The sequence below is a fragment of the Leucobacter sp. UCMA 4100 genome, from assembly GCF_027853335.1.
GTDB lineage: Bacteria > Actinomycetota > Actinomycetes > Actinomycetales > Microbacteriaceae > Leucobacter_A.
This window is the reverse complement of the sequence record NZ_JAFEUS010000002.1, coordinates 2,116,192-2,140,130: the sequence shown is the minus strand read 5'-3', so window position 1 is coordinate 2,140,130 and position 23,939 is coordinate 2,116,192. Positions and strand designations below refer to the sequence as shown.

At 61.9% G+C, this 23,939-nt stretch carries 24 protein-coding genes; 4 read left to right on the top strand and 20 right to left on the bottom strand.

Going from position 1 to position 23,939, the window contains the following annotated elements; translation table 11 throughout:
* Positions 1-112: 112 nt before the first annotated feature.
* Positions 113-1,441, bottom strand: coding sequence for a PhoH family protein (locus tag JSO19_RS09940; RefSeq protein WP_270912131.1), 1,329 nt, complete (start codon positions 1,439-1,441; stop codon positions 113-115).
* Positions 1,442-1,653: 212 nt separating this feature from the next.
* Positions 1,654-2,442: an isoprenyl transferase gene (locus tag JSO19_RS09935; protein ID WP_270911465.1), complete on the bottom strand. Its 789-nt coding sequence runs from the start codon at positions 2,440-2,442 to the stop codon at positions 1,654-1,656.
* A 105-nt stretch (positions 2,443-2,547) separates the two neighbouring features.
* Here JSO19_RS09935 and trhA point away from each other — a divergent pair, with 105 nt between their 5' ends.
* Positions 2,548-3,234 (top strand): PAQR family membrane homeostasis protein TrhA, encoded by a 687-nt coding sequence (gene trhA, locus JSO19_RS09930; protein ID WP_270911463.1) that lies wholly within the window; start codon positions 2,548-2,550, stop codon positions 3,232-3,234.
* Between the two features lie 21 nt (positions 3,235-3,255).
* Here the strand turns inward: trhA and JSO19_RS09925 are convergent, their stop codons facing one another.
* Together JSO19_RS09925 and mca are read right to left on the bottom strand one after the other, a co-directional pair.
* On the bottom strand, positions 3,256-3,561 hold the full coding sequence (locus JSO19_RS09925) for a hypothetical protein (protein WP_270911461.1): 306 nt from the start codon (positions 3,559-3,561) through the stop codon (positions 3,256-3,258).
* Between the two features lie 28 nt (positions 3,562-3,589).
* Entirely contained in the window at positions 3,590-4,462 is an 873-nt protein-coding gene (gene mca, locus JSO19_RS09920; protein ID WP_270911459.1) for a mycothiol conjugate amidase Mca, read from the bottom strand.
* 88 nt (positions 4,463-4,550) lie between these two features.
* Between mca and JSO19_RS09915 the strand changes: the two genes are divergently transcribed.
* Complete coding sequence (locus tag JSO19_RS09915) at positions 4,551-4,973, top strand: DUF4307 domain-containing protein (RefSeq protein WP_217135177.1); 423 nt, start codon at positions 4,551-4,553, stop codon at positions 4,971-4,973.
* 117 nt (positions 4,974-5,090) lie between these two features.
* Here the strand turns inward: JSO19_RS09915 and greA are convergent, their stop codons facing one another.
* The 6 genes from greA to JSO19_RS09885 form a co-directional block, all read right to left on the bottom strand.
* Entirely contained in the window at positions 5,091-5,603 is a 513-nt protein-coding gene (gene greA, locus JSO19_RS09910; protein ID WP_270911456.1) for a transcription elongation factor GreA, read from the bottom strand.
* A gap of 91 nt (positions 5,604-5,694) precedes the next feature.
* A complete protein-coding gene (gene ilvA, locus JSO19_RS09905; protein ID WP_270911455.1) occupies positions 5,695-6,933 on the bottom strand; it encodes a threonine ammonia-lyase in 1,239 nt (412 codons plus the stop codon).
* Complete coding sequence (locus JSO19_RS09900; protein ID WP_270911454.1) at positions 6,930-8,171, bottom strand: AI-2E family transporter; 1,242 nt, start codon at positions 8,169-8,171, stop codon at positions 6,930-6,932. Before JSO19_RS09900 ends, ilvA begins: the two co-directional genes overlap by 4 nt.
* A gap of 82 nt (positions 8,172-8,253) precedes the next feature.
* Entirely contained in the window at positions 8,254-9,651 is a 1,398-nt protein-coding gene (locus JSO19_RS09895; RefSeq protein ID WP_270911453.1) for an aldehyde dehydrogenase family protein, read from the bottom strand.
* Positions 9,652-9,683: 32 nt separating this feature from the next.
* On the bottom strand, positions 9,684-9,974 hold the full coding sequence (locus JSO19_RS09890; protein ID WP_270911452.1) for a hypothetical protein: 291 nt from the start codon (positions 9,972-9,974) through the stop codon (positions 9,684-9,686).
* Positions 9,971-11,302, bottom strand: a complete 1,332-nt coding sequence (locus JSO19_RS09885; protein ID WP_270911450.1) for an inorganic phosphate transporter — start codon at positions 11,300-11,302, stop codon at positions 9,971-9,973. The genes JSO19_RS09890 and JSO19_RS09885 overlap by 4 nt, the downstream gene beginning before the upstream one ends.
* 191 nt (positions 11,303-11,493) lie before the next feature.
* Here JSO19_RS09885 and JSO19_RS09880 point away from each other — a divergent pair, with 191 nt between their 5' ends.
* Positions 11,494-11,757: a mycoredoxin gene (locus JSO19_RS09880; protein ID WP_270911449.1), complete on the top strand. Its 264-nt coding sequence runs from the start codon at positions 11,494-11,496 to the stop codon at positions 11,755-11,757.
* A 22-nt stretch (positions 11,758-11,779) separates the two neighbouring features.
* Here JSO19_RS09880 and JSO19_RS09875 read toward each other — a convergent pair whose 3' ends face one another.
* The 6 genes from JSO19_RS09875 to truB all read right to left on the bottom strand — a co-directional run bounded on the left by JSO19_RS09875 (position 11,780) and on the right by truB (position 18,075).
* A complete protein-coding gene (locus JSO19_RS09875) occupies positions 11,780-12,814 on the bottom strand; it encodes a 6-phosphofructokinase (protein ID WP_270911448.1) in 1,035 nt (344 codons plus the stop codon).
* A 26-nt stretch (positions 12,815-12,840) separates the two neighbouring features.
* A complete protein-coding gene (locus tag JSO19_RS09870; protein WP_270911447.1) occupies positions 12,841-15,132 on the bottom strand; it encodes a DEAD/DEAH box helicase in 2,292 nt (763 codons plus the stop codon).
* Between the two features lie 159 nt (positions 15,133-15,291).
* A complete protein-coding gene (locus JSO19_RS09865; protein WP_270911446.1) occupies positions 15,292-16,221 on the bottom strand; it encodes a bifunctional riboflavin kinase/FAD synthetase in 930 nt (309 codons plus the stop codon).
* The gene (locus tag JSO19_RS09860; RefSeq protein ID WP_254259582.1) at positions 16,218-16,601 is read right to left on the bottom strand and encodes a hypothetical protein; all 384 of its coding nucleotides are present in this window, start codon (positions 16,599-16,601) and stop codon (positions 16,218-16,220) included. Before JSO19_RS09860 ends, JSO19_RS09865 begins: the two co-directional genes overlap by 4 nt.
* A gap of 101 nt (positions 16,602-16,702) precedes the next feature.
* The gene (locus tag JSO19_RS09855; protein WP_270911445.1) at positions 16,703-17,077 is read right to left on the bottom strand and encodes a hypothetical protein; all 375 of its coding nucleotides are present in this window, start codon (positions 17,075-17,077) and stop codon (positions 16,703-16,705) included.
* Positions 17,074-18,075 carry a tRNA pseudouridine(55) synthase TruB gene (gene truB, locus JSO19_RS09850; protein ID WP_270911444.1) on the bottom strand — a complete coding sequence of 334 codons (1,002 nt, stop codon included), beginning with the start codon at positions 18,073-18,075 and terminating at the stop codon, positions 17,074-17,076. Before truB ends, JSO19_RS09855 begins: the two co-directional genes overlap by 4 nt.
* Positions 18,076-18,169: 94 nt before the next feature.
* Here truB and JSO19_RS09845 point away from each other — a divergent pair, with 94 nt between their 5' ends.
* Entirely contained in the window at positions 18,170-19,057 is an 888-nt protein-coding gene (locus JSO19_RS09845) for an A/G-specific adenine glycosylase (protein ID WP_270911442.1), read from the top strand.
* 8 nt (positions 19,058-19,065) lie between these two features.
* Here the strand turns inward: JSO19_RS09845 and rbfA are convergent, their stop codons facing one another.
* The 4 genes from rbfA to nusA all read right to left on the bottom strand — a co-directional run bounded on the left by rbfA (position 19,066) and on the right by nusA (position 23,704).
* Complete coding sequence (gene rbfA / locus JSO19_RS09840; protein ID WP_270911441.1) at positions 19,066-19,494, bottom strand: 30S ribosome-binding factor RbfA; 429 nt, start codon at positions 19,492-19,494, stop codon at positions 19,066-19,068.
* Between the two features lie 69 nt (positions 19,495-19,563).
* Positions 19,564-22,359, bottom strand: a complete 2,796-nt coding sequence (gene infB, locus JSO19_RS09835) for a translation initiation factor IF-2 (RefSeq protein ID WP_270911439.1) — start codon at positions 22,357-22,359, stop codon at positions 19,564-19,566.
* Between the two features lie 76 nt (positions 22,360-22,435).
* Complete coding sequence (locus JSO19_RS09830) at positions 22,436-22,696, bottom strand: YlxR family protein (protein ID WP_270911437.1); 261 nt, start codon at positions 22,694-22,696, stop codon at positions 22,436-22,438.
* Positions 22,697-22,708: 12 nt separating this feature from the next.
* Positions 22,709-23,704, bottom strand: a complete 996-nt coding sequence (gene nusA / locus JSO19_RS09825) for a transcription termination factor NusA (protein ID WP_270911435.1) — start codon at positions 23,702-23,704, stop codon at positions 22,709-22,711.
* Positions 23,705-23,939: the final 235 nt, after the last annotated feature.

Genomic DNA, 23,939 nt, shown 5'->3' with positions numbered 1-23,939 from the left:
TGCAAGATCTTCGTGCAGTGGCAGGTCTCGCGGGAGTCGCCCGTTCAGCGCTCCCGCGAGACCTCTCAGCGCCGCAATGGGCTTCACTGTGGCGCGAGGTGAGACGGAAGCGCTAGAACTCCAGCCGCTCACTCACGAGCGCCGCGATCGCACTTCGCTCTGAGCGTTGCAGGGTAACGTGGCCAAAGAGGCTGTGCCCCTTGAGACGCTCAATGACAACCGAGATGCTGTCGTGGCGGCCCACCATGAGGTTGTCTCGCTGCGCGATATCGTGGGTGAGCACGACCTTCGACTGCTGGCCGATACGCGTCAACATCGTTGTGAGCACGCCGAGTTCGAGCGATTGCGCTTCGTCGACGATCACGAAGGCATCGTGTAGCGAACGGCCTCGAATGTGAGTGAGCGGCAGCACCTCGATGAGGTTTCGCTCGGCAATTTCTTCTCGCACGTTCGGCGAGACGATCGAGCCGAGGGTGTCATACACCGCCTGGCTCCACGGCCCCATCTTGTCGTCGTGATCACCGGGAAGGTAGCCCAGTTCTTGGCCTCCCACCGCATAGATAGGCCTGAACACCAGGATCTTGCGCTGCTCTTGACGCTCGAGCACCGCTTCGAGCCCCGCGGCAAGCGCGAGCGCTGACTTGCCCGTGCCAGCACGACCGCCGAGCGAGACGATACCCTTCGAGTCGTCGAGCAGGAGGTCAATCGCGAGACGTTGCTCAGCGCTTCGACCGGTGACCCCAAAGACCTCCCGGTCGCCCCGCACGAGCGTAAGCGAGCGGTCACCCTGCACGCGCCCGAGCGCCGAGCCACGGGGCGACTGCACGATCACGCCCGTGCCTGCGAGGAGGGCCTCACTCTCCTGCGTTGCGGGCAGCGACCCTTCGCTCCATAGGTCGTTCATCGCTTCTTCTGAGACGCTGAGCTCAGCGACTCCCGTGTACTCACCGCTCGAAGCACGCTTGTGTCGGTACTCTTCGGCATGCAGGCCGAGCGCCGAGGCTTTCACTCTCATCGGCAAGTCTTGCGACACCACCGTGACCTCTTGCCCGTCAGCGGCGAGGGCGAGTGCAACCGCCAGAATCTTCGAGTCGTTGTCCTGGAGTCGCATGCCCTGCGGCAACACCGTCTCGTCTCCGTGCACGAGCTCGATACGCAAGGTTCCCGGAGCATCGCCAATCGCGACCGGAAAGTCGAGCCTGCCATGTTCGGCCCTCAGGTCGTCGAGCGTGCGCAGGGCTCGGCGTGCAAAGAACCCGAGCTCGAGATCCTGGCGCTTTTTCTCGAGTTCGGTAATGACAACGATGGGAAGCACGATTGAGTGCTCAGCAAACTTCGTTAGCGCGGTTGGATCGCTGAGCAAAACCGAGGTGTCGAGCACATAGGTGCGCACCTCAGTGTCGGCTCGGTGGCGAATCGTGTCGGTGATGTTTGCTTGGATATCTGCCGCGGTGTGAACGGTATTCACGACGGTGTCTCCTGCCCCGGGTCTCAAACCCGATATACAAGACGACCAGTGTTTCGAGGGACTCTGGTCGCCTCGATCGAGTACCGTACTCGATGCTCTAACGATAAGCCGCGCTGCCTCGGCGCACGGGAAACATGAGCAATGTCACGGGAAGTTCTTGGGCTGTTCAGCCGCCGTCTACCTGGCTAAGCGCCGAATCGGCGCGAACGCTTCGAGTAGTCGCGCAGGGCACGCAGGAAATCAACCTCACGCAGGTCTGGGTAGAGCGCCTCGACAAAGTAAAACTCAGAGTGCGCCGACTGCCAGATCATGAAGTCGCTGAGGCGTTGCTCGCCTGAGGTGCGAATCATGAGGTCGGGGTCTGGCTGGCCCTTTGTCCAGAGGTTTTCGCCGATCGTTTCAGGGCGAATCACCTCAGCGAGCGATTCGAGCGTGCCGCCCTCGGCCCTGTGGCGTTCAACCACCTGGCGCACAGCCTCGATGATCTCGCTTCGGCCGCCGTAACCAACAGCGAGGTTGATATGCAGGCCGTCGCGGCCGCGACTCGTCTCTTCGGCGAGGTGCAGTGCCGTCTTCAGGTTCTCTGGCAGGCTCTGCGTTGAGCCAACGTGCTGCACTCGCCAGTTTTCGTGCGAGACAAGCTCACCGGCAAGATCGGCGATGATGTCGAAGAGATCGTCGAGCTCCCCACCTTCTCGGTTCGTCAAGTTATCTGCTGAGAGTAAATACAGCGTCACCACTTTGACGCCAAACTCCTCGCACCACCCGAGAAACTCGGGCACTTTCTTGGCACCAGCGCGGTGACCATACGAGGCACGCTCCATGAGCCGTTGCTTGGCCCAGCGCCTGTTCCCGTCAACGATCATTGCGATGTGGCCAGGCACCCGCTCGGGGTCGATCTCACGTCTGAGGCGCTGCTCATAGATGCGGTACAGCAGGCCATTGGCCTCTGCTCGTCGCTTTTCACCTCTCACATGCCTATATTACCCGGCCTTCATCGGTATCGCCCGCACGACCTTCCTCATGCACACCCTACATATATGCCCGAGCAAATCTGTGCACTCACTACACTGTTTCGTATGACGCAGGCTGACGCAGACAAGCACTCATTCACCGTTCCCACGGTCATCAAGCCCCTGCTGCGCGGGTGGCTGCATCTCGGCACGGTGCCCATCGCGCTCGTTGGCGGCATCGTGCTCGTGATTCTTGCAAAAGGGCCCATCGCGAAGTGGGGCGCGGCCGTCTACTTCGCCACGAGTCTGCTGCTCTTCGGTGTCTCGGCGCTCTACCACCGCGTGAACTGGAGCCCTAAGAACTACGCCATGATGCGGCGCTTCGACCACGCCAACATCTTCCTACTTATCGCGGGCACCTACACGCCGCTCGCGCTCGGCACACTGCCGCTCGACAAGGCGAAGGTGCTCCTCATCGCTGTCTGGAGTGGCGCTATCGTCGGCGTACTGTTTCGCATGTTCTGGCTCAATGCCCCGCGGTGGATCTACGTGCCGCTGTACATCGCCCTCGGCTGGGCAGCGGTGTTCTACCTCAAGGACATCGCAGAAGGTAGCTTCGCAGCGATGATTCTCGTGGTGATCGGCGGCCTGCTCTACACGCTCGGCGCGATCGTGTATGCCTTCAAGTGGCCCAACCCTTCGCCAAAGAATTTTGGCTTTCACGAGATCTTTCACTCGTTCACGGTGCTCGCCTTTTTCTGCCACTGGGCAGCGGCACTGCTCTCGGTGCTCTCGCCCGTGTACCTGCGGTAGCGACGGGCTTCGGCAGGAGCCCTACTCGGCTTTCGGTGCTTCTTCCGATCCGCCCTGAGCTTCGTCTACACCTTCGGGGGCAGCCACACCCTGCGCACCGGCTTCTTCGCCAGCAAGCTCGTCGGCGATCTCTGCTCGCACCTCTTCGCGGTATTGCATGCGTCGAATGCGGCGGTACATGTCAACGCCAATGAAAATCACGGCGACTGCAATGGCGAGCGTAAACGCAAAGCCAACGATGCCCGGCGTCACGTCATCAGGGTTGATGTCAGTCACGCTCGACTCGTCAGCAAAGCGAATCGAGAGGGCAGTGAGTTCAGCAAACATGCGAGATACCTTTCAGGGCCTTAGCCTGTTAGAGATGTGACGATTCTTCGATGCCCGCGAAGAGGTCGTCTTCAGGCATCTGCGTTTCAACACGGCTCTCAGCGAGCCGGTAGTCTTCGAATGGCCATGCCTCACGCAGCAGGTCGTTTGGCCAGAAGAAAAATGGGTGGTCGGGCTCAACCTGCGACGCGTGGGCGCGCAGGGCTTCATCGCGGTTTTCGAAAAAGCCACCAACGTTCACGCTCGTGGTGTGTGAGACCGGACGATCTTTCACGCGCTCGACGTAGCCATTGAGCATCTCGACGAGTGCAGACTCGGGCTCTCGCTCGCGCACCACTTCAAGTACGCGTTCGGCCCGATTCAGGTTAAAGATCTCTTCGTAGTAGAGCTTCAGCGGCTGCCAAGCCTCGCCAGCCTCGGGGTACACCGTGGGATCGCCTGCGACCTGCCAAGCCCGATACGAGATCTCGTGGCACCGAATATGGTCGGCGTGGGGGTAGCCGCCGCGCTCGTTGTAGGTCACGATGACGTGCGGCTTGAACTCGCGAATGAGGGCTACCAGCGGCTCTGCCGAGACCTCGATGGGAATATTGCCGAAAGAATTCGGGGGCACGGGGTCTCCCTCGGGAACGTAGCCCGAATCTTCGTACCCCAGCCAGCGGTGTTCAAAACCAATGATGCGGGTCGCGTTGGCCATCTCTTCGCGTCGCTGCCCCGCGAGGTCGAAGCCACTCTTCGGATGTCTCGCCGCAAGCTCGTTGAGTATGTCACCGCGTTCGCCGCCGGTGCAGCTCACAACCATGACCTCTGCGCCCTGATTCAGGTAATGCGCGTAGGTTGCCGCTCCCTTGCTCGACTCGTCGTCAGGGTGAGCGTGCACCGCCATCAATCGCAAGGCCATGAGCCGACGACTCCTCTCATCTTTCTTTTCGCCTGGTCGACTAACCTGGCAACATCAACAGTCTATGTGGTTGTTTGGAAAGGATCCTGTGGTTCACAACGCTCCTCCTCAGGTGTCAGACCGGTACGGCAAGACCCGCAAGAAGCGGCTTGATCTGTGGATCGGCGGTGTTTTTGCCGGCGTGCTCGTTCTCGCCGGAATCGCTTTCCTCGCCTTCGGCGGGCTCCCAACCAGCGATACTTCGATCGAATTTCGCGACATCGCCCACACTCTCGATGATTCAGACACGAAAGCTTCGCTGACCTTCGAGGTCACGGCCCCCGTGCAGCACGAAGTCGTGTGCCAGGTTGAGGCACTCAACCCGAGTTACGCCGTCGTGGGTTCGCAGCTCGTTGAGCTCCCCCGTTCTGACGAGCGCACCCGAATCATGGTGCAAGAAGTACGCACGCACAACCGGCCGACGACGATCACCGTGAAAGACTGCTGGATCCAGCCGAACGACGAGCGCTAGGCTTTCTGGCGGGCGCGGGCTGGTAGCCGGCGCGATCCGCAACAATATAAGCCGCTGCGTGATGCGCGGGAGCGGTCCCGAGGGAGCGGCGAGAGCCACCCACCTCGGGACTCACACCTAACCCTCGTAGGTGTTAACCGCGATGATCTCGACGGGAATGTCTTTTCCGTTGGGCGCGACATACGAGGTCTTCTCGCCGATTTTCAGGCCGAGAATGGCGGCGCCGAGCATGCTGTCGCCGCTGTACACGTCGAGGTCGCCGCTGTACACGTCGAGGTCGCCGGTGCCCTGCTCGAACTCGCGGTTCGCGAGCAAGAAGGTCTCTTCGTCGCCGAAGATGTTGGCGGTGATGACGGTGCCGAGCTCAACGATGCCCTTGCTCTGAGGGGCCTCGCGAACCTCAACATTCTTGAGCTTCTCTTCGAGGTCGCGAATGCGCGCTTCCATCATGCCCTGCTCATCTTTCGCAGCGTGGTAGCCGCCGTTCTCTTTCAGGTCGCCCTCTTCGCGTGCCTCTTCAATGCGCTTCGCAATTTCTTTGCGCCCGTTCGTCTTGAGGTTTTCGAGCTCAGCAGAAAGTCGGTTGTATGACTCTTGGGTGAGCCAGTTTGCGCTGGGTGTCGACGACATCGTGTTCCTTTCGGACGTGAAGCAGCGCATTCGCGCTGCAATGTATACACCCTATCGAGATTATCAGGTGCGCTTCATAACGATCTTGATGCTAGTAACGGTCTTCGAGGCGCACCTCGTAACCGTCGGCGCTGAGCGCCGCAACGACGGCCTCACCGTGTTCACGGCCGCGCGTTTCGATGTGCAGTTCAAGCTCGACATCGCTAATGGGCAGCCCCGTCCCGTGCCGCGTGTGTAGCACCTCGATAACGTTGGCGTCGTTTGCGGCAACGATCTGCGCGGTGCGTACGAGCTCGCCCGGGCGGTCTGGCAAGAGAATACGAAGCTTCTGGTACCGCGAGGCTGCGGCGAGGCCGTGCCCGATGACGCGCTGCAGCAGGATCGGGTCAATGTTGCCGCCAGAGAGCACCACCGCGGTCTGACCAACTGCCTTCACCTTGCCCGCGAGAATTGCGGCAACGGCTGCGGCACCGGCCGGCTCAACGACCATCTTCGCCCGCTCAAGCAGAATGAGAATGGCTCGCGCAATGTCGTCGTCTGACACCGTCACGATCTCGTCGACGTACTGCGCCACGACACCGTAGTTCAGCATGCCGGCCCGCGCGACGGCAATGCCATCGGCGATCGTGGGCGTTGCCTTGATCGTGACTGGCTCACCTGCGCTGAGTGCCGGGAGGAATGCGGCGGTCGTCTCGGCCTGCACACCGATCACGCGCATCGTCTTGCCCTCGCGGGCCGCCCACTGCTTCGCGGCCGCGGCAACGCCAGAAATGAGCCCGCCGCCTCCGATCGGCACGATGAGCGTTTCGATGTCGGGCTCGACCTCGAGCACTTCGAGGGCAATCGTTCCCTGGCCCGTAATGATGTCTTTGTCGTCGAAGGGAGGAATAAAGAGCGCGCCAGTCGTCTCTGAGAATTCCTTCGCCGCTTTCAGCGCCGCCTCAACATCGGTGCCCTGCAGTACGACCTCAGCCCCGTAGCTTCTCGTGGCCTGCAGCTTCGGCAGAGCCACACCCAGCGGAGTGAAGATCGTCGCTTTAATGCCGAGCTCTCGTGCAGCGAAGGCGACGCCCTGCGCGTGGTTACCGGCAGAAGCGGCGACCACGCCGCGTGCTCGCTCCTCTGCCGAAAGCTGCGAGAGCTTGTTGTAGGCGCCACGAATCTTGTAGGCCCCGGTTCGCTGAAGGTTCTCACACTTCATGAAGACGCGCGGCACCTCGAGCACCTCGGCGAGGTACCGCGACGATTCGAGCGGCGTCGGCTGGGTTACCTGGTGTACTACTTCAAGAGCTTCTTCGAACTCTGCAAGTGTGGGGCTCCACACGGTCATTCTTGTTCCTTCGGTTCGGCCGTAGGCTCAGGTTTCGGCCTGGGCTTCTTTTGCAACTGCTTCATGACCTTGTTGCGCAGCTTCGTCTGCACCTTGAGGTCTTGTTTCGCGGCGTGCTCTGCGTGAAAGAGCGCCACGGGGTCTGGGTCGCCTCGCCACTTGCCCTCGACGAGCGTGTTCACCATGGCGTTCAGCGCGGCGATAATCGGCACCGCGAAGAGCGCGCCTGGAATACCGGCGACGAGGGCGCCCGTCGTCACACCGACCACGACTCCGAGCGGGTGCACACGCACCGCATTGCCCATCACGAGAGGCTGTAGCACGTGACCCTCGATCTGGTTGACCAGGACGACGATGAGCAGCATGATGAGCGCGATACCAGGGCCCGCATACACGAGCGCGACAAAGGTCGCGAGCATACCCGTAAGGATTGCGCCGAGGAAGGGGATGAACGAGGCGAGGAACACGAGAATCGAGAGCGGCACGACCAGAGGCAGGCCGAGAATCGCGGCGCCGATGCCGATGCCGAGCGCGTCGACAAAGGCCACAAAGATCTGCACGCGCACGTACTGGCCCGTCGATTCCCAGCCGGCCTTACCCGCGGCGTGTGCGCCAGCATGCGCGCGTGCCGGCAGGAAGCCGAGCACCCACATCCAGATGCGTTCGCCGTCGATAAGCAAAAAGAGCGTGGCGAAGAGGCACAGGAGCATACCCATGAGGAACTGCCCGACGCTCGTACCGATTTCAAGCGCCCCCGTCCACAACACCATATTGTCGACGCTCAGCAGCTTCATGCCCTGATCGAAAAGGTCACGCAGGCTGTCTGACGAGAAACTGATGCCGAAGGCACCGTTCTCAAGCCATGACGAGAGCTGGTTCACCGCCTTAATGGTCGCGTACTTGAGCCCACCGAACCCACTCTGGAAGCGGGTGAACACGAGATAGGCAAGAAATGAGACTGAGAAGAGCAGGGTGAGGAGGGCTGCGAGCACTCCGACGCCTTTGGGCAGCCCGATCTTCATCACCCAGTTGACCATTGGCCGCAGCAGGGCGGCAAGCAGAACGGAGACGAGCAAGGGGATCACGACGATGCGCACCTGAACGATGAGCCAGAGGAGCGCACCTACCGCGAGACCGATGATAATGAGACGCCACGCCCAGGAAGCGGCGATACGCATGCCGAGCGGAACATACTCAGATGCGTCATCGCGTTCGGGTTGCGGAGTCGATACATTCACGATTTCAGTCTAGCGATGGGGTTCTGCAAGAGAGGCATGGCCCACCCACCTGAAAGCAAATTCTCGGGCTTTCCCGAAACATTCACCGCAGCTTGCCGAGCACATCGCGCACGATGCGTTCTTTCGCTTCGGTGAAGGGCGGCATGATCGTGGGGCCCAGGGTGTCTGGTTTGAGCGGTTTTGAGAGCACCGGCTTCGCGTGACTCATGAGGTCGAACGAACGTTTGCCGTGGTACGCCCCCATGCCGCTCTCGCCGACACCGCCGAAGGGCAGTTCGGGAACGGTCAAGTGCAGCACTGGCGCGCCGAAGGTGAGCGCTCCCGATGAGGTCTCTGCCTCCCACCGGTGGCGCGTCTCGGGGTCGGTGCTGAACACGTAGGCGCTGAGGGGTGAGTCGCCCTCGTTCACCAGGTCAATGGCATCGCTGAGGTCGCTCACCTCGATGAGCGGCAGAATCGGGCCGAAAATCTCTTCGCGCATGACCGGGGCATCGCGCGAAACATCGGCAAGAACGGTGGGCGCAATGAAACGATCGCTCAGTCGATACGAGCCGCCCGTCACAACCCTGCCATCGCCGAGAAAGTCGATGAGCCGTTCGCAATGCCGTTCGCTCACGATTCTCCCGAAATCAGGATTATCGTGGATCGCGGTGCCGTACATTCGTTCAACCGCTCGGGCGAGGTGCGGCTCGAGCGCGGCCAAGGTTTCTCGCGACCCGAGTACGTAGTCGGGAGCCACGCAGGTCTGGCCCGCGTTCATAAACTTTGCCCAGACGATTCGTTTTGCGGCAGCGGCCAACGGCACGCTTTCATCGATGTAGAGGGGTGATTTGCCGCCCAGTTCGAGCGTTGTTGGCGTGAGGTGCTCGGCCGCAGCGCGCGCAATGATGCGCCCTACCCTGCCGTTACCCGTGTAAAAGATGTGGTTGAAACGGTGCTCGAGCAGCTCGGTCGTCTCTTCGACCCCGCCCTCGATGACCCGCACGGCCCGCACGTCAAGGTACGTGACGAGCCGCTCAGCAATCACCTTTGAGGTGTTCGGTGCAAGCTCACTCGGCTTCACGACCACGCAGTTCCCCGCGGCGATCGCTCCGATGACGGGCGAGAGGGCCAGCATGAGCGGGTAATTCCACGGTGCAATCACGAGAACCGTGCCGAGAGGCTCTGGGGTGATCCACGCGGTCGCTGGCATGACCACCGCTGGCACGGAGACTCGGCTCGGCGCCGCCCACGAGCGCAGGTGCTTGAGCGCATACGCAATCTCGGTGCGCAAGAACCCGATTTCGGCGACCTGTGATTCGACCGGCGACTTCCCGAGATCGTCGAAGAGTGCCTGCTCGATCTCGGCCTCGCACTCAACGAGCATTCGATCTAACGCACGAAGCTGCCCCTCGCGCCACGACAGCGGCCGTGTCACTCCGTCACGAAACGTGTTTCGCAGGGCGTTAACGTGTACTTGGATCGGGCGCTGATCGTTCATGGCCCAAGCCTACGTGAGAACCCTTGGGTTCGTCAGTGAAGCGCTGGAACGATGAGGTAGATGCCCACGACGACGCACAGCACCGAGGCAATGAAGCAGATGTTTGCGGCAACGGTCGCCCACTTGGGGCGGCCGATCTCGACCACGTCATCGTCTTCATCATCACGGGCCGGGCCGTCTGGTTCGAACGTACCGTCTTCACGAACGACCTTGGGCCCGGGCATGGCGAGAAAGCGAATACCCAACGAGTAGAGAGCAACGACTCCAGAAGAAGCAAGAATCGCCGCGAGAAACACCTGGATAAAGGCGAGCCAGTCGATCATTTGTTTGTACCGTTCTGCTTACGTTCTTTTTTCTCGCGCTTCGCAGCTTCTTTCGCGGCCTTCTGCGCAGCCTTCAGAGCGCGCTTGCGCTCCTTGTCTTCAGTCGCTGCCGACATTGCGATGTTCGTGAGCGGGGGCAGCGTGCCGGTCTCGGTCTTCACGCGGCGAACCTTCGCCTGCTTGATACGAATAGCGTGGCCCGACTCGGCAACGTCTGGAACGGGAACGGCGTTGCCAGCGTGCACCTTGTTACGGCTCGAGCGCCAGAAGATGAAGAGGATTACGCCGAGTCCAATCACCGCGTCGATAATCAGACCGACGGTGCCGAGGTGGGCGATCAGCGCCGCGATGGCACCAATGGCGGCCGAAGCGGGAAGCGTCATCAGCCAACCGAGGCCAATGCGGCCCGCGGTGCGCCAGCGCACCGTTGATCCGCGGCGGCCGAGGCCCGAGCCGATCACCGAGCCTGAGGCGACCTGCGTGGTCGACAGGGCGAAACCGAGGTGGGTCGAGGCAAGAATGGTAGCTGCCGTCGAGGTCTCAGCAGCAAAGCCCTGAGCTGGCTTGACCTCGGTCAGACCCGAACCGAGCGTACGAATGATGCGCCAGCCACCCGAGTACGTGCCGATGGCAATAGCCAGGGCACAGGCGACGATAACCCAGAGGTGAGGGCCCGTTCCTGCCTCCTGGTGCCCCGACGCAATGAGCGTGAGGGTAATGATGCCCATCGTCTTCTGCGCGTCGTTCGTACCGTGTGCGAGTGCGATGAGCGATGACGAGGCGATCTGAGCGTAGCGAAAGTGGCCTCGCCCGTCGGGCTTACCGTCGTGACGCCGAGTGATGGCATACGCGACCTTCGTTGCGGTGAAGGCAACGAGCCCGGCGGTGAGCGGCGCCGCAACGGCGGGAATGAGCACCTTTGAGAGCACGCCTCCACCGTTAATCGCGGTGACGCCGGCGCCAACAACCGCGGCGCCAATGAGGCCGCCGAAGAGGGCGTGTGAAGAGCTGGAGGGCAAGCCGTACAGCCAGGTCACGAGGTTCCAAACGATCGCACCCAAGAGGCCTGCGAAAATGAGCTCGGGAGTGATGAGCACTCCCCCGTCGCCCTCGTTGATGATGCCACCCGAAATCGTTTTCGCGACCTCGGTAGAGAGGAACGCGCCAACAAGGTTGAGCACCGCGGCTAACAGCACCGCCGTTTTGGGTTTCAGCGCACCGGTCGCGATGGGGGTAGCCATCGCATTCGCGGTATCGTGGAATCCGTTCGTGAAGTCAAAAAACAGGGCTAGCGCAATAACTAGCAGCACAATGAGTGTGAAATCCAACGGTATCTTTCGTGTGGCAAGTAACCTAGCGATCGGAACTCTTGAATGAATGGCGAGTGAACACCAGGCATACCAAAAGGAACCTCAGCACATATTCCCACCTCACCAAGCGGTCGGTCAAGCTGGAACCACGTCCCGAAGGTGAACAGTAGGTAAACGAAAAAACCAAGGCCACAACCAAGGAGCAAATCATGAGCGAAGTCAACGATTTTCTGCCCGAACAGGGTGCCATCACGATGTTCTCAACCGACTGGTGCGGCTACTGCAGGCGCCTCAAAACGATGCTCGACCACGAGGGCATAGGCTACACCGAGGTGAACATCGAGCACACCCCCGGCACACCCGAACTCGTCGAAACCCTCAACGGGGGCAATCAGACGGTACCCACCGTCATTTTTGCCGACGGAACCGCAGCGACGAACCCGTCGCTCGCAGAGGTGAGGGCACGCATCTAGCGAACCCCACCTCGCCGAGTCGCTAACCGAACGTGACGCGAACCTCGTCGTAGCGCTCGTCGGGAACCGTCTTCGTTCTGCCAGAGACCTCGACGAGGGGTGTGAGCACGATGCGGTCACCCTTGAGCGCCGTCACGACGCCCCACTGACCGTTCTCAGCGGCGTCAGCAGCAGCGATACCGGTGCGCGTCGCGAGTACGCGATCAAAGGCGCTCGGCGATCCGCCTCGTTGTACGTGGCCAAGCACCGTGGCACGCGTCTCAATGCCGGTGCACTGCTCGATGAGCGGCGCAAGCACCTCGCCGACCCCACCGAGGCGTTCCCTGCCAACTGCGTCAGCACCCTGCTGCGTCACGGTGTCGTGACCTTCGAGCGTAAAGCCCTCGGCCACGACCATGAGCGGTGCCCGGCCACGGTCATGCACGTGCTGCACCCAGGAGCACACCTGCTCGAGCGTTTCAGGTCGCTCAGGAATGAGCATGAGGTGCGCGCCGCCGGCGATGCCAGAGTGCAGCGCGATCCACCCCGCATTTCGACCCATCACCTCAAGAACCATGCACCGCTTATGCGACTCGCCCGTCGTGCGAAGCCGGTCTATCGCCTCGGTCGCGATGCCAACAGCGGTATCAAAGCCAAATGTCGCGTCGGTACCCTCGAGATCGTTATCGATCGTCTTGGGCAGACCGATGACGGGAATGCCGTTGCGGTGCAACATGCCAGAAACCGTTTGCGTACCCTCGCCGCCGATGAGCATGAGCGCGTCGACACCTGAGCGGCTCATGAGGGAGCGAATGCGGTCGTAGTCTTCGGGCTCGCCCTCCCACGAGGTGAAGGGGTTCGCGCGACTCGTGCCGATGATGACACCGCCGAGGGGCGAGATACCCCTCACCGCGCTGCGGTCGAGCACGACCTCGTCGCCGTCGAGAAAGCCGCGCCATCCGTCGCGAAACCCGACCATTTCATGGCCGTGCCAATCGACGCCGCGCAAGACCGCGCCCCGAATAGCCGCGTTCATTCCCGGGCTATCGCCACCTGAGCAGAGAAGACCAATTCGCATACAACGAGCTTAGCCCCACGCCAGCGTTACCTGGCGGCGATCGCTTGCTCGAGCACGCTCATGAGTGTGAGCATCTGCACCGAATCGTCGTCTTCGCTCTTGGCCTCGGCCCCATCGAGCGCACGCGCTGCGAGGCCCGCCTTGCTATCAATAAGCTCGGCAATGCGGGCATCGATCGTTTGCGCCGCGACGATGCGCCACGCGGTCACGGGCTCCTCCTGGCCGATGCGGTGCACGCGGTCGATCGCCTGCGTCTGCTCTGCGTCGGTCCAGCTAAGTTCTGCGAGCACCACGTTCGACGCCGCCTGCAGGTTGACCCCGACGCCGGCCGCGGTGAGCGAACACACGATAATTTGCACCTCAGGGTCGTTATTGAAGCGGTCAATTGCTTCCTGGCGCGCCTGAGCGGTCTGGTCACCACGAATGGTTGTCGTGCCGATGCCGCGCTCGGCGAAGTCGTGCAGAGCTCGATCCATGACGTCGATGTGCTTCGCGAAGAAGACAACCTTGCCGACAGAGCGTGCGAGCTGCGCCGCATAATCGGCAGCGAGCCCGGCCTTTGCCTGGCCAATCTCGCGCACCATCGTAAACACGTTGAGCCCGGTCTGCGCGTTCGAGTCTTCAAGCTCCTGCGCACAGATCATGCGAATGATCGAGGCATCACTGAGCTCTGCCCCGAGTCGGCCCGACTTCGTACGGTCGTAGTTTGCGAGCAGGCGGTCACGCAGCTGCGCCTCTGCCGCGAGAATGCCCTTACCCTCTTCTTCATCGAGCTCGACTGGCATGTCGACGATGCGCTTGGCGGGAAGGTCGGTCGCGACGTCGATCTTGCGGCGACGCACGATGCCCATCTCAATGACCTGTTCGCGCGCATTCGGGTAAAACGCCGAGTCAGCCGGCGTATAGCCGAGGTGCTCGAGGCGGGCCATAAGCTCGGGGCCCGGCTTTTCGGCGTCGGTCCACCCCAGGAATCGCCAAATGGCCCTGAAATCGTCGACGTCGTTGATGAGCGGGGTGCCCGTGAGCGCGACGAGCAGCGGGTTATTGCCAGGCGTGCGTTCTTTGATGCGCTGGGCGATCGAGAGCACGTTGCGTGAGCGCTGCGACTGCGTGTTCTTGATCATGTGCGCCTCATCGACGACCATGCCCTTAAACCCAAAGTCCTGAATCCAGCTGAGGTGGCGATCGAGAATCTCGTAGTTCACGATGAACACGTCAGCGAAGGCGTCGACCTCTTTGCCGTCACCGTGAATCACGGTAGCGCGTCGGTTCGGGGTCCACCGCTCAACCTCGCGTGCCCAGTTCATCTTGACGACGTTTGGCACCACGACGAGCAGCGGGTAAGCGTCAGCGACCGAGGCCGCAATGGCCGACTGCGCGGTCTTACCGAGGCCCGGCTCGTCAGCGAGCAAGAAGCTTCGATGGCCCTCACGCACCGACTCAACAAAGCGTGACTGGTGCATCATGAGTTCAAGGCCACGGGGCGAAATATGATCGACCACGGGCGCCTCTGGCAACTGCATGCAGGCGTACCCGCCGCCGCCCTGCTCGAAGCTCTTGAGCAGCGGCCCCAGCAGCTCCCAGTTCGCGAGCCGAACGGCAGGCGTGGGCTGCGCTTTGGGCTCGAGATCAGGAGCAAGGAACGGGCTCGCGAGCAAGCGCTGCTCGATGCCCTGTGGCCGCACCTGCCGTTCGACGAGTTCTTCTGGCACGAGCCGCTTCTTCGGCTCAACCTTGAGGTCTTCTTCGGGCACCGGTGAGCCAGCCTGCACGAGCATCTTACGCTTGAGCGCACGCGTCGCGTCAGAGACGGGAGCGTCTGGCTCGAGCAGTGTGATGAGACTCGTGTCGCGCGCCGCCGACTTCGCGAGAATACCGGCAACTCCATCGAGCCGCTTGAGCGTCTCAGCGCGCTCGGCGTCGCTCACGGTCTCGTCGCTGCGCACCCGACTGAGCTCTTCGCGCATGAGCAGCGCGATGACATGAAACTTCGTACGAATTTGTGCGTTTGCTTTGCCACGTTGAGCGCCGGCCTCGACCTCGCGCACGGCACGGGCAAGCAACGGAATAATGCCCTCGTTGTGGGTGTGCTTGCGCTTCGTTGCCTTCGCGTTCGACGAGTTCTTCGTCTGCTGGTTCGTCTGGCGCCCGCCCTGACGCGACCTCGAGCGTGCGCCCTGGTCGGTCTTCACGGAATGCTCCTCTTTCGGGGCCTTCGAAGCCCCTTCCCCGGTACCCGCGGCAGCCGCGAGTTCACGTGCGAGCGAATCAACTCGTTCTTCGACTGAGGGTTCGACCGCTTCGGGTTTGTCAGACATACGTCTCCTGATGCTGTGGTGCGAGCGTGCGTGACACAAAACTTTGTCACGAAAGAAAGAATGAGCGCCCTGGCCTGACTCGTTCGTCGAACGGCGACCAGGAGGGTCGCATTCAGCTTACAGGATACGTCACCAACTTGGGCGAGTGATCAGGAGCGTTTAGTCTTCGTGTTCAAGCTCGAACTGTACGAGGTCGCGCACCCGAGCAACGTCGTTGTTCATCGTTTCGATGAGCGCTTCGAGGCCTGTGAACGCGACCATGTCACGAATGCGGTGCGTGAAGTCGATGGTGATCTCTTCACCGTAAATATCGCCCTCGAAGTCGAGCAGGTAGGCCTCGACCCGCGACTGCCCTTCGGGGGTAAACGTCGGGTTATTGCCAACCGAGATTGCAGCGATCACGGGCTCACCCTGAACCATCGCGATGCCGCCATACACGCCGTCGGCGGGCACATAGCCGTCGACCTGCGTAGCCCCGTCAAAGGGCCCGAGGTTCGCGGTCGGAAAACCGAGCTCACGCCCGCGTGCATCTCCGTGAACGACGAGGCCACGAACCTGGTGCGGTGCACCAAGCAGTCTGGCCGCAAGCTCGACGTCGCCCTCGTCGAGCGCCTGACGAATGCGGCTCGATGAGATACGGCCAAACTCGGCGTCGGCAACCTCGTCAATAACCTCGACGCTGAAGCCAAGCTCTTTTCCAAGCTCGGCAAGCACCTCGGGCGTGCCGGCAGCCTTTGAGCCGAAGCGAAAGTCATCGCCAACGATCACGTGAGTGACGTGATTTGCCCCGACGAGCTCCTGCTTCACAAAGGCCTCAGGGCTCAACGTCGCAAAGGGCTCGTCGAAATCGACCATGATCACCCGGTCGATACCAACGTCAAGCAGCGTCTGGGCCCGCTGTTCGGGGCTCATGAGCGGCTTCGGGCACTTGGCCGGGTTGAGGTAGCTCAGGGGGTTTTGCGTGAACGTAAACACGACCGCCTCGGCATCGCGCGCTGCCGCCTCTTCAATGAGCCGAGCAAGTATGTGCTGGTGGCCTCGGTGCACACCTTCGAACTTGCCTATTGCAATGACGCTCGAACGGGTCATGAACCACTCTTTCTTGTGCGGGCGAGCCAAATGAGGCCGAGCACCGGCAGCACCAGGGGAATGTAGCCGTAGCCCGAGCCGAAGCCAGACCAGACCGAGGGGTGAGCGAAGAGGCTCGGGGCCGTCACGCTCAAAACGCCCACAACAACGACACCGATGAGCTCGAAGCTCAGCGCGACCCAGGCGACCTTGCGCCACACGCCGCGGCGTTTGATGAGCGCGATCGATGCCACGATGTACACCACGCCGGCAACGGCCGAGAGCACGTACGCGAGCGGAGCCTCGTCGAACTTCGTCAGGATTTGGTAGACCGATCTGAACGTCGCGGCAACCGCCAGCACCAGGTACACGGCAATGAGCACCTTGGCCAGCCCGGTCAACCGTTCGGCGTCAGAACCCTCGCCCTTCTCGTGTGAGTGCGGCTCGTTCTGTTGCGAAAGGATTTCAGATGACACGCCCCAAGTGTAACGCTTCTGTGCGCTTAGAAGCCTGACGGTGTTCCAAACCACAGTACGAGCATGCGCCATGTCATCACGAGCACGGCAAGTTGCATGACCGCAAGCACGAGGTTGGCCCACTTCGTCTTGTCGACAAGAGCCCAAATGCCGGTGCCGATGGGAAGTGCAACGGCAACGATCATATACATCCAGATCTCGAGCATGTCGCCCTCGGCCGGGTTGCCGGTGAGTGGCGCAACGATCATGATGATCACCTGCACGACGAGCAGCACCGCGGTCGCGACGACCGGCAAAATCGAGAAGTCGTTCGGCCCCCGCTTCGTGGCGAACACCCCGAAGGAAAGCACCGCGCCAACGAACGACACGATCATCGCTATTACGGCATACCAGTGGATCATTGCTGGCCTTTCTCATTCGTTGACGGCGCTGGAAAGTTGGTCACCGCTTTGATTCTGCCCTTGACCACCGACACGAGGCCGACGAGCCACTCTTCCGGCCCTATCGCAGCCGCGAGCGCAACATCGTCGCGATCTGCATCGGGCCGCTTGCCATTCGACAGGTCGATCGCACGCTGCTCATCAAGCTCGATAACGTCAAAGAGCGCTCTCGCGACCACGGTCGGCGTGACCGTGCTCTCTGCCCCGTGCCCGTCAGCGAGGTCCTTGGTCGTAACAGCGTCAACCGTGACGGGGGTGCGCCGTGACGCCCGTGCTTCGTCGCCGAGCAGAGGCGCTTCGAGTTCACGGTGGTCGGCCAGGCGAAACGGCCCGACAGCGGTACGACGTAGTGCCGTCAGGTGCCCGCCAACCCCGAGCACTGAGCCCAGGTCGCGTGCGAGCGCCCGAATGTAGGTTCCTGACGAGCAGTGCACCGTGACATCAAGATCGAGCACAGGCTGGCCGGCTGATCCTTCTGCCTGGCGCAGCTCGTGAACAACGAACGCGAAGATCGTGACGGGGCGGCCTTTGAGCTCGACCTCTTCGCCAGAGCGCACCCGGTCGTACGAACGCTTTCCGTCAACCCGAATGGCGCTTACTTTGCTCGGAACCTGCGTAATATCACCACGCAACAACTCGAGTGCGGCTTCGATCCGCTCGGTGGTGAGGGCCTCGACGGCCCCTTCTGGCGCGGTCTCAGTCACCTCGCTCATGCGGTCGTCGCTCAGCGTCGCCTCGCCCAAGCGAATCGTCGCCGTATACGTCTTATCGAGCCCGACCATGTGGGTGAGCAGCCTCGTTGATGGCCCCGCCCCGAGCGTGAGCAGGCCTGTGGCCATGGGGTCGAGTGTGCCCGCGTGCCCGACCTTGCGGGTACCGAGCACCCTTCGCGCTTTGGCGACGGCGTCATGACTCGTCCACTCCTCATCTTTATCGACGAAGAGAATTCCGTTGACCATCGCGGCTCCATTCACACTCGTTTGTACCGGTGTCGATGGTATCGCACGCAGCGCCTGACAGGCCAAGACGGCGCCCACACAGTAGGGTAGTTGCGTGCTTTCTGATGACGATCTTTCGCAGCGCCTGAACGCGTGGTTTCGCGCTGAAGCGAGGCCCCTGCCCTGGCGTCACCCTGAGGTGACCGCGTGGGGTGTGCTCGTTTCAGAATTCATGTCGCAGCAAACACAGGTCGAACGCGTCGCTCCGCGATGGCAAATGTGGATCGAGCGCTGGCCATCTGCCGCCGAGCTCGCGGCCGAGGCGCCGGGCGAGGCTGTCAAAGCGTGGGATCGCCTCGGCTACCCGAGGCGAGCACTCTGGCTCCACCGCACGGCCGAGATCATTGCAACCGAGCACGACAACGTGGTGCCGAGCGACGTCGAAGCCCTCCTCGCGCTTCCTGGCGTCGGCACGTACACCGCCAGAGCCGTGGCAGCCTTCGCCTACGGCGAGCGTCACCCGGTCGTCGACACGAACACGCGCAGGGTGCTCGCAAGAGTGCGGCACGGCATCGCGCAGGCAGGCATGCCCGCCGACCGCGATCTCGCCGACCTCGAAGAGATTTTGCCCCATGACCGTGCCGAGGCGGCCACCTTCAACGCGGCCATCATGGAGCTCGGTGCCGTGATTTGCACAGCACGCGCGCCACGCTGCGAGGTCTGCCCCATTGCCGATTCGTGCCGCTGGGCTGCAGCCGGCTACCCAGACAACGCGCCAGAGAAGCGCCCGAAGCAGGCTCGCTTTGACGGCAGCGACCGGCAGGTGCGTGGTCGCATCATGGCGCTCATGCGAAAGGCCTCGGCCGGGGTCTTCCCAGCCGAGGCCCTCGAAGCGGCCCGTTCGGGGCCGCTCAGCGACGACGAGCAGCCAACGCGCGCCCTTGAATCGCTCGTGAGCGATGGGCTCATCGTGCGTTATGGCGCAGAACTGCAGCTGCCGTAAGTCGTCTTTTAGTCGTTCTCGGTCTCGTCGCTCTTGTACGCGTGCTCATCGCCCGCGTATGAAGCGTTCTTTGCGAGCTCTGCCGACTCTGCGTCGCGGCGCTTGGCCTCGTCGAGCAGGGTCGTCATCTGCTGCGCGTTTTCGGGCAGCTCGTCGGCGATGAATTCGAGCGTGGGCGTCAGACGAATGCCGAGCTCGCGGCCGACCTCGCTGCGCAGCATGCCGGTCGCCGCTTTGAGGGCCGCAGCCGAGTCTGCACGCTCTTCATCGGTGCCGTACACGGTGTAGAACACGCTCGCGTGCTGCAGATCACCGGTCACCCGCACGTCAGTGATGGTGACGAAGCCAAGCCTCGGGTCACGAAGACCCTTTTGCAGGCGAAGCGACAGAATCTGCTGAATACGCTCAGCAACTTTCCCTACGCGTGGGCTAGTCATTGCTGTTCTCCTATCTGAGATAGAAAAAGAGGGGGCGGGGCGGTGTGCCCCGCCCCCTCTCAATCGTGATTAATCGCGGGGCTTCTCAACCATCTCTGTGGTTTCGATTTCGTCACCCTCTTGAATGTCGTTGAAGGTGCCGAGGCCGATACCACATTCGTAGTCGGTCTTCACCTCAGTAACGTCATCCTTGAAGCGACGCAGTGACTCGATCGCGAGACCGTCGGCGAGAACAACGCCGTTGCGAATCACGCGAGCCTTGGCATTTCGAGTGATGGTGCCGCTGCGCACGATAACGCCGGCAATGTTGCCGAACTTCGATGAGCGGAACACTTCGCGAATCTCGGCAACGCCCGACTGCACCTCTTCGTATTCTGGCTTCAGCATGCCCTTCAGCGAGTTCTCGATGTCTTCGAGAGCGCTGTAGATCACGTTGTAGAAACGAATGTCGATGCCCTCGCGTGCTGCACGCTCGCGAGCCTTGACGTCGGGGCGCACGTTGAAGCCGATGACAATGGCGTTGTCAATCGTTGCAAGGTCGATGTCGCTGGCGGTAATCGCACCAACACCGCGGTGCAGAATACGCAGCTGAACCGAGTCGTCGACCTCGATCTTCATGAGCGACTCTTCCAGTGCCTCAACAGCACCCGAAACGTCACCCTTGATGATGAGGTTGAGTGCCTCAACCTTGCCATCTTCAAGTGCCTTCGTGAAGTCTTCAAGGCTGATGCGCTTGCGTGCCTTCGCGAGCTGTGCGTTACGCTCTGCAGCCTCACGCTTCTCAGCGATCTGGCGTGCGGTGCGGTCTTCGCTCGTCACGATGAACGAGTCGCCAGCGCGTGGCACGGTCGACAGGCCCTGAACGAGCACGGGGCGTGAAGGCCCTGCCTCGAGCACGGCGTCACCGTTCTCGTCGCTCATGGCGCGAACACGGCCGTAGGCCATGCCTGCGACAATCGCGTCACCAACGCGCAACGTACCCGACTCGATGAGCACGGTTGCAACAGCACCGCGGCCCTTGTCGAGCTTCGCCTCAATCGCGACGCCACGAGCCTCTTTATCGGGGTTCGCGCGCAGGTCGAGACCAGCGTCGGCGGTGAGCAGCACTGCGTCGAGCAGTTCATTGATGCCCATGCCCTGCTTCGCCGAAACGTCGACGAACATAACGTCGCCACCGTACTCTTCAGCAACGAGGTTGAACTCGGTGAGCTGCTGACGCACCTTGGCTGGGTTAGCACCGTCTTTATCGACCTTGTTCACTGCGACAACGATCGGCACGCCGGCCGACTGTGCGTGGTTCAACGCCTCAATCGTCTGCGGCATGATGCCGTCATCGGCCGCAACCACGAGGATCGCGATGTCAGTGACCTGAGCACCACGAGCACGCATGGCGGTGAACGCCTCGTGACCCGGGGTATCAATGAAGGTGATCGCACGGTCGTTGCCGTCGTGCGTGGTGTGCACCTGGTACGCACCGATGTGCTGGGTGATGCCACCGGCCTCGCCGCCACCAACGTCTGCCTTGCGAATCGCATCGAGCAGGCTCGTCTTACCGTGGTCAACGTGACCCATCACGGTCACGACCGGTGGGCGTGCCGCGAGAACATCGTCGCTCTCTTCTTCAAGCTCAGCCTCGATATCGATGTCGAAGCCCTCGAGCAGCTCGCGGTCTTCGTCTTCTGGCGAAACGACCTGAATCTTGTAGCCGAGCTCGTCTCCGAGAATCTCGAAGGTCGACTCGTCAAGCGACTCGGTTGCCGTTGCCATTTCACCGAGGTGAAAGAGAATCGTCACGAGGTTTGAGGCGCTCGTATCGATCTTGTCAGCGAAGTCGGCGAGTGATGCGCCTCGGCGAAGGCGGATCGGAGTTGATCCGTTGCCGCGTGGTACCTGAACGCCACCAATCGACGGCGCCTCGCGCATCTCAAATTCTTGCCGTTTTGCCCGCTTCGACTTGCGTGCCTTGCCCTTCGATCCGCCACGGCCAAACGCGCCAGCGGTACCTGCGCCACGGCCGGGACGACCGCGACCTGGGAAGCCGCCGCCTGGGCGTGGAGCGCCGAAGCCACCGGGGCCACCGCCCTGACCGGGGCGTGCGCCCTGGCCCTGACCCTGACCCTGTCCCTGGCCCTGACCTGGGCGCGGAGCACCCGGGCGTGGCCTACCGCCGCCACCCTGGCCGGGGCGTGGAGCTCCGGGGCGAGGTGAACCCGGGCGTGGAGCCTGCGGGCGCGGAATGTTACCGGGGTTCGGACGCTTGCCCATGCCCTGGCTCGACGAGAACGGGTTGTTGCCGGGACGCGGCGGGCGAGGAATCGCCATACCCTGGTTCGTCGAGAACGGGTTGTTGCCGGGACGCGGAGCCTGACCCTTGGCGTCGGCTGGCTTCGCAGCGCCGGGCTTTGCAGCCGCGGGCTTCGGGCCACCCGGCTTCGGAGCCGATGCCTGAGCGTCAGCCGCAGCGGGCTTCTGCGTAGCGGGCTTCGCCGCGGGGCTTGCCTTCTCAGCGGGCTTCTCGGCGGCCTTGTTGGCTGCCGCGGGGCTCACTGGCTTCGCGGTTGCGGGCTTGTCTGCAGCGGGCTTTGCGGCACCGGGCTTCGCCGAGCCGGGCTTTGCTGCGGCTGGCTTTGCAGCACCGGGCTTCGCGGGGCTTGGCTTTGCCTGTGGCTTCGCCTCGCCCTGAGCATCTGAACCGCCCGTAACGCCCGATTCTTTCAAAAGGTTTTTGACTTTGCGTGCTACCGGAGGTGCAACGCTGGAAGAGCTCGCTTTCACGAACTCACCCATCTCTTCAAGTTTTGCTAGTACGACCTTGCTTTCAATGCCCAATTCGGCAGCAATTTCGTGTACGCGTGGGTTTGCCACTTCTCTCCTGTCTAGGTGGTTCACGCTAGACAGCAGCGGGAACCATAGTTATTTGACGGGCCTCATTTTGAGCCACTCATGAGTTGTCCATCATCGTTTCTAGCCTGTTCTCTAGTTCGGCGGTGTCGAGTTTGCCTGACACCCGCAACGCCCTCGGGAAGCCCCCGCGGGTCATCGCTCGTTCGATACATGCTCGGCTGCAGTGAAGCCATGCGCCACGACCAGGAAGACATGCCCCCTCATCGATCACTACACGGCCATCACGCTCCACGACTCGGAGCAAAGAGCTCCTCGAAGCGCGCACACCGCACCCAACGCAAGATCGGATCGCTTCCATCTTACCAGCTACTTATTCATCCATCACTGAGTCTGGCTGAATGTCGATTTTTGCCCCGGTCAATTTCGCGGCGAGACGGGCATTCTGCCCCTCCTTGCCGATCGCGAGCGAGAGCTGGAAATCGGGCACGAGCGCGCGAACCTGTTTGAGGTCTTCGTTCAGCATGAAGGTGTCGGTCACCTTTGCCGGCGAAAGCGCGTTGGCCACGAAGGTCGTGAGGTTCGGCGAGTAATCGACGATATCGATCTTCTCTTCGCCGAGCTCGGCCATGACGGCGCGCACGCGGCGCCCCATCTCACCGATGCAGGTTCCCTTGGCGTTGATCGCGGGGTCGTTCGACTTCACTGCAACTTTCGAGCGGTGGCCGGCCTCGCGTGCGAGCGACACAATCTCAACCGTGCCGTCGGCAATCTCGGGAACCTCAAGCGCGAAAAGCTTGCGCACGAGCTGCGGGTGCGTGCGCGAAACCATCACCTGAGGGCCCTTCAGCCCCTTGGCGACCGATGTAATGTACACGCGAATGCGCGCGCCGTGCGAGTAGTCCTCGCCTGGCACCTGCTCTTCGGGAGGCAAGATTGCCTCAACCGTACCGAGGTCGACGTGCACCATGCGCGGGTTTGGCCCCTGCTGCACGACGCCCGAAACGATCTCGCCCTCTTTGTTGCGAAACTCGCCGAGCACAACGTCGTCGGCGATATCCCTGAGGCGCTGCGAGATAACCTGCTTCGCGGCCCCCGCTGCGATACGCCCGAAGTCGTCCATGTTCACTGGAGCCTGGCCAATGACGTTCTCTTCAGCGTCGCGCTCGGGAACGAGCACGCTCACCGCGCCGCTCTTGCGGTCGACGGTCACGCTCACGTCTTCGGCGTCGATCGCGCCGAGCCCACGCTCGAGTGCGTGTTTGACGTATGCCTGCTGAATCGCAAGTTCAATAATTTCGATGAGTTCACCGAAGGGAATCTCACGCTCGCGTTCAATTCCCCTGAGCTCTGTGAGCGGTATCTGCACGGTGGCCTCCTAAGTATTCAAATGTTGCCCGCTGTGCCATGCGCCGTCATCGTGACCTGCGGCGCGGGACTGCATCCCAGCGGTAAGGTGAAAAGTCTACTAGATTTCGGCGCCCCTTGGTGCTAAACCCTGGACGATGTCTGGGTCGCGGCGCACCTCGCGCTGATCGCGCGTTCTCGCTGGCGGATCCGCGCTATTCAGTCGTCACCGCGCTTCCTGCCCGCGACTCACCCTC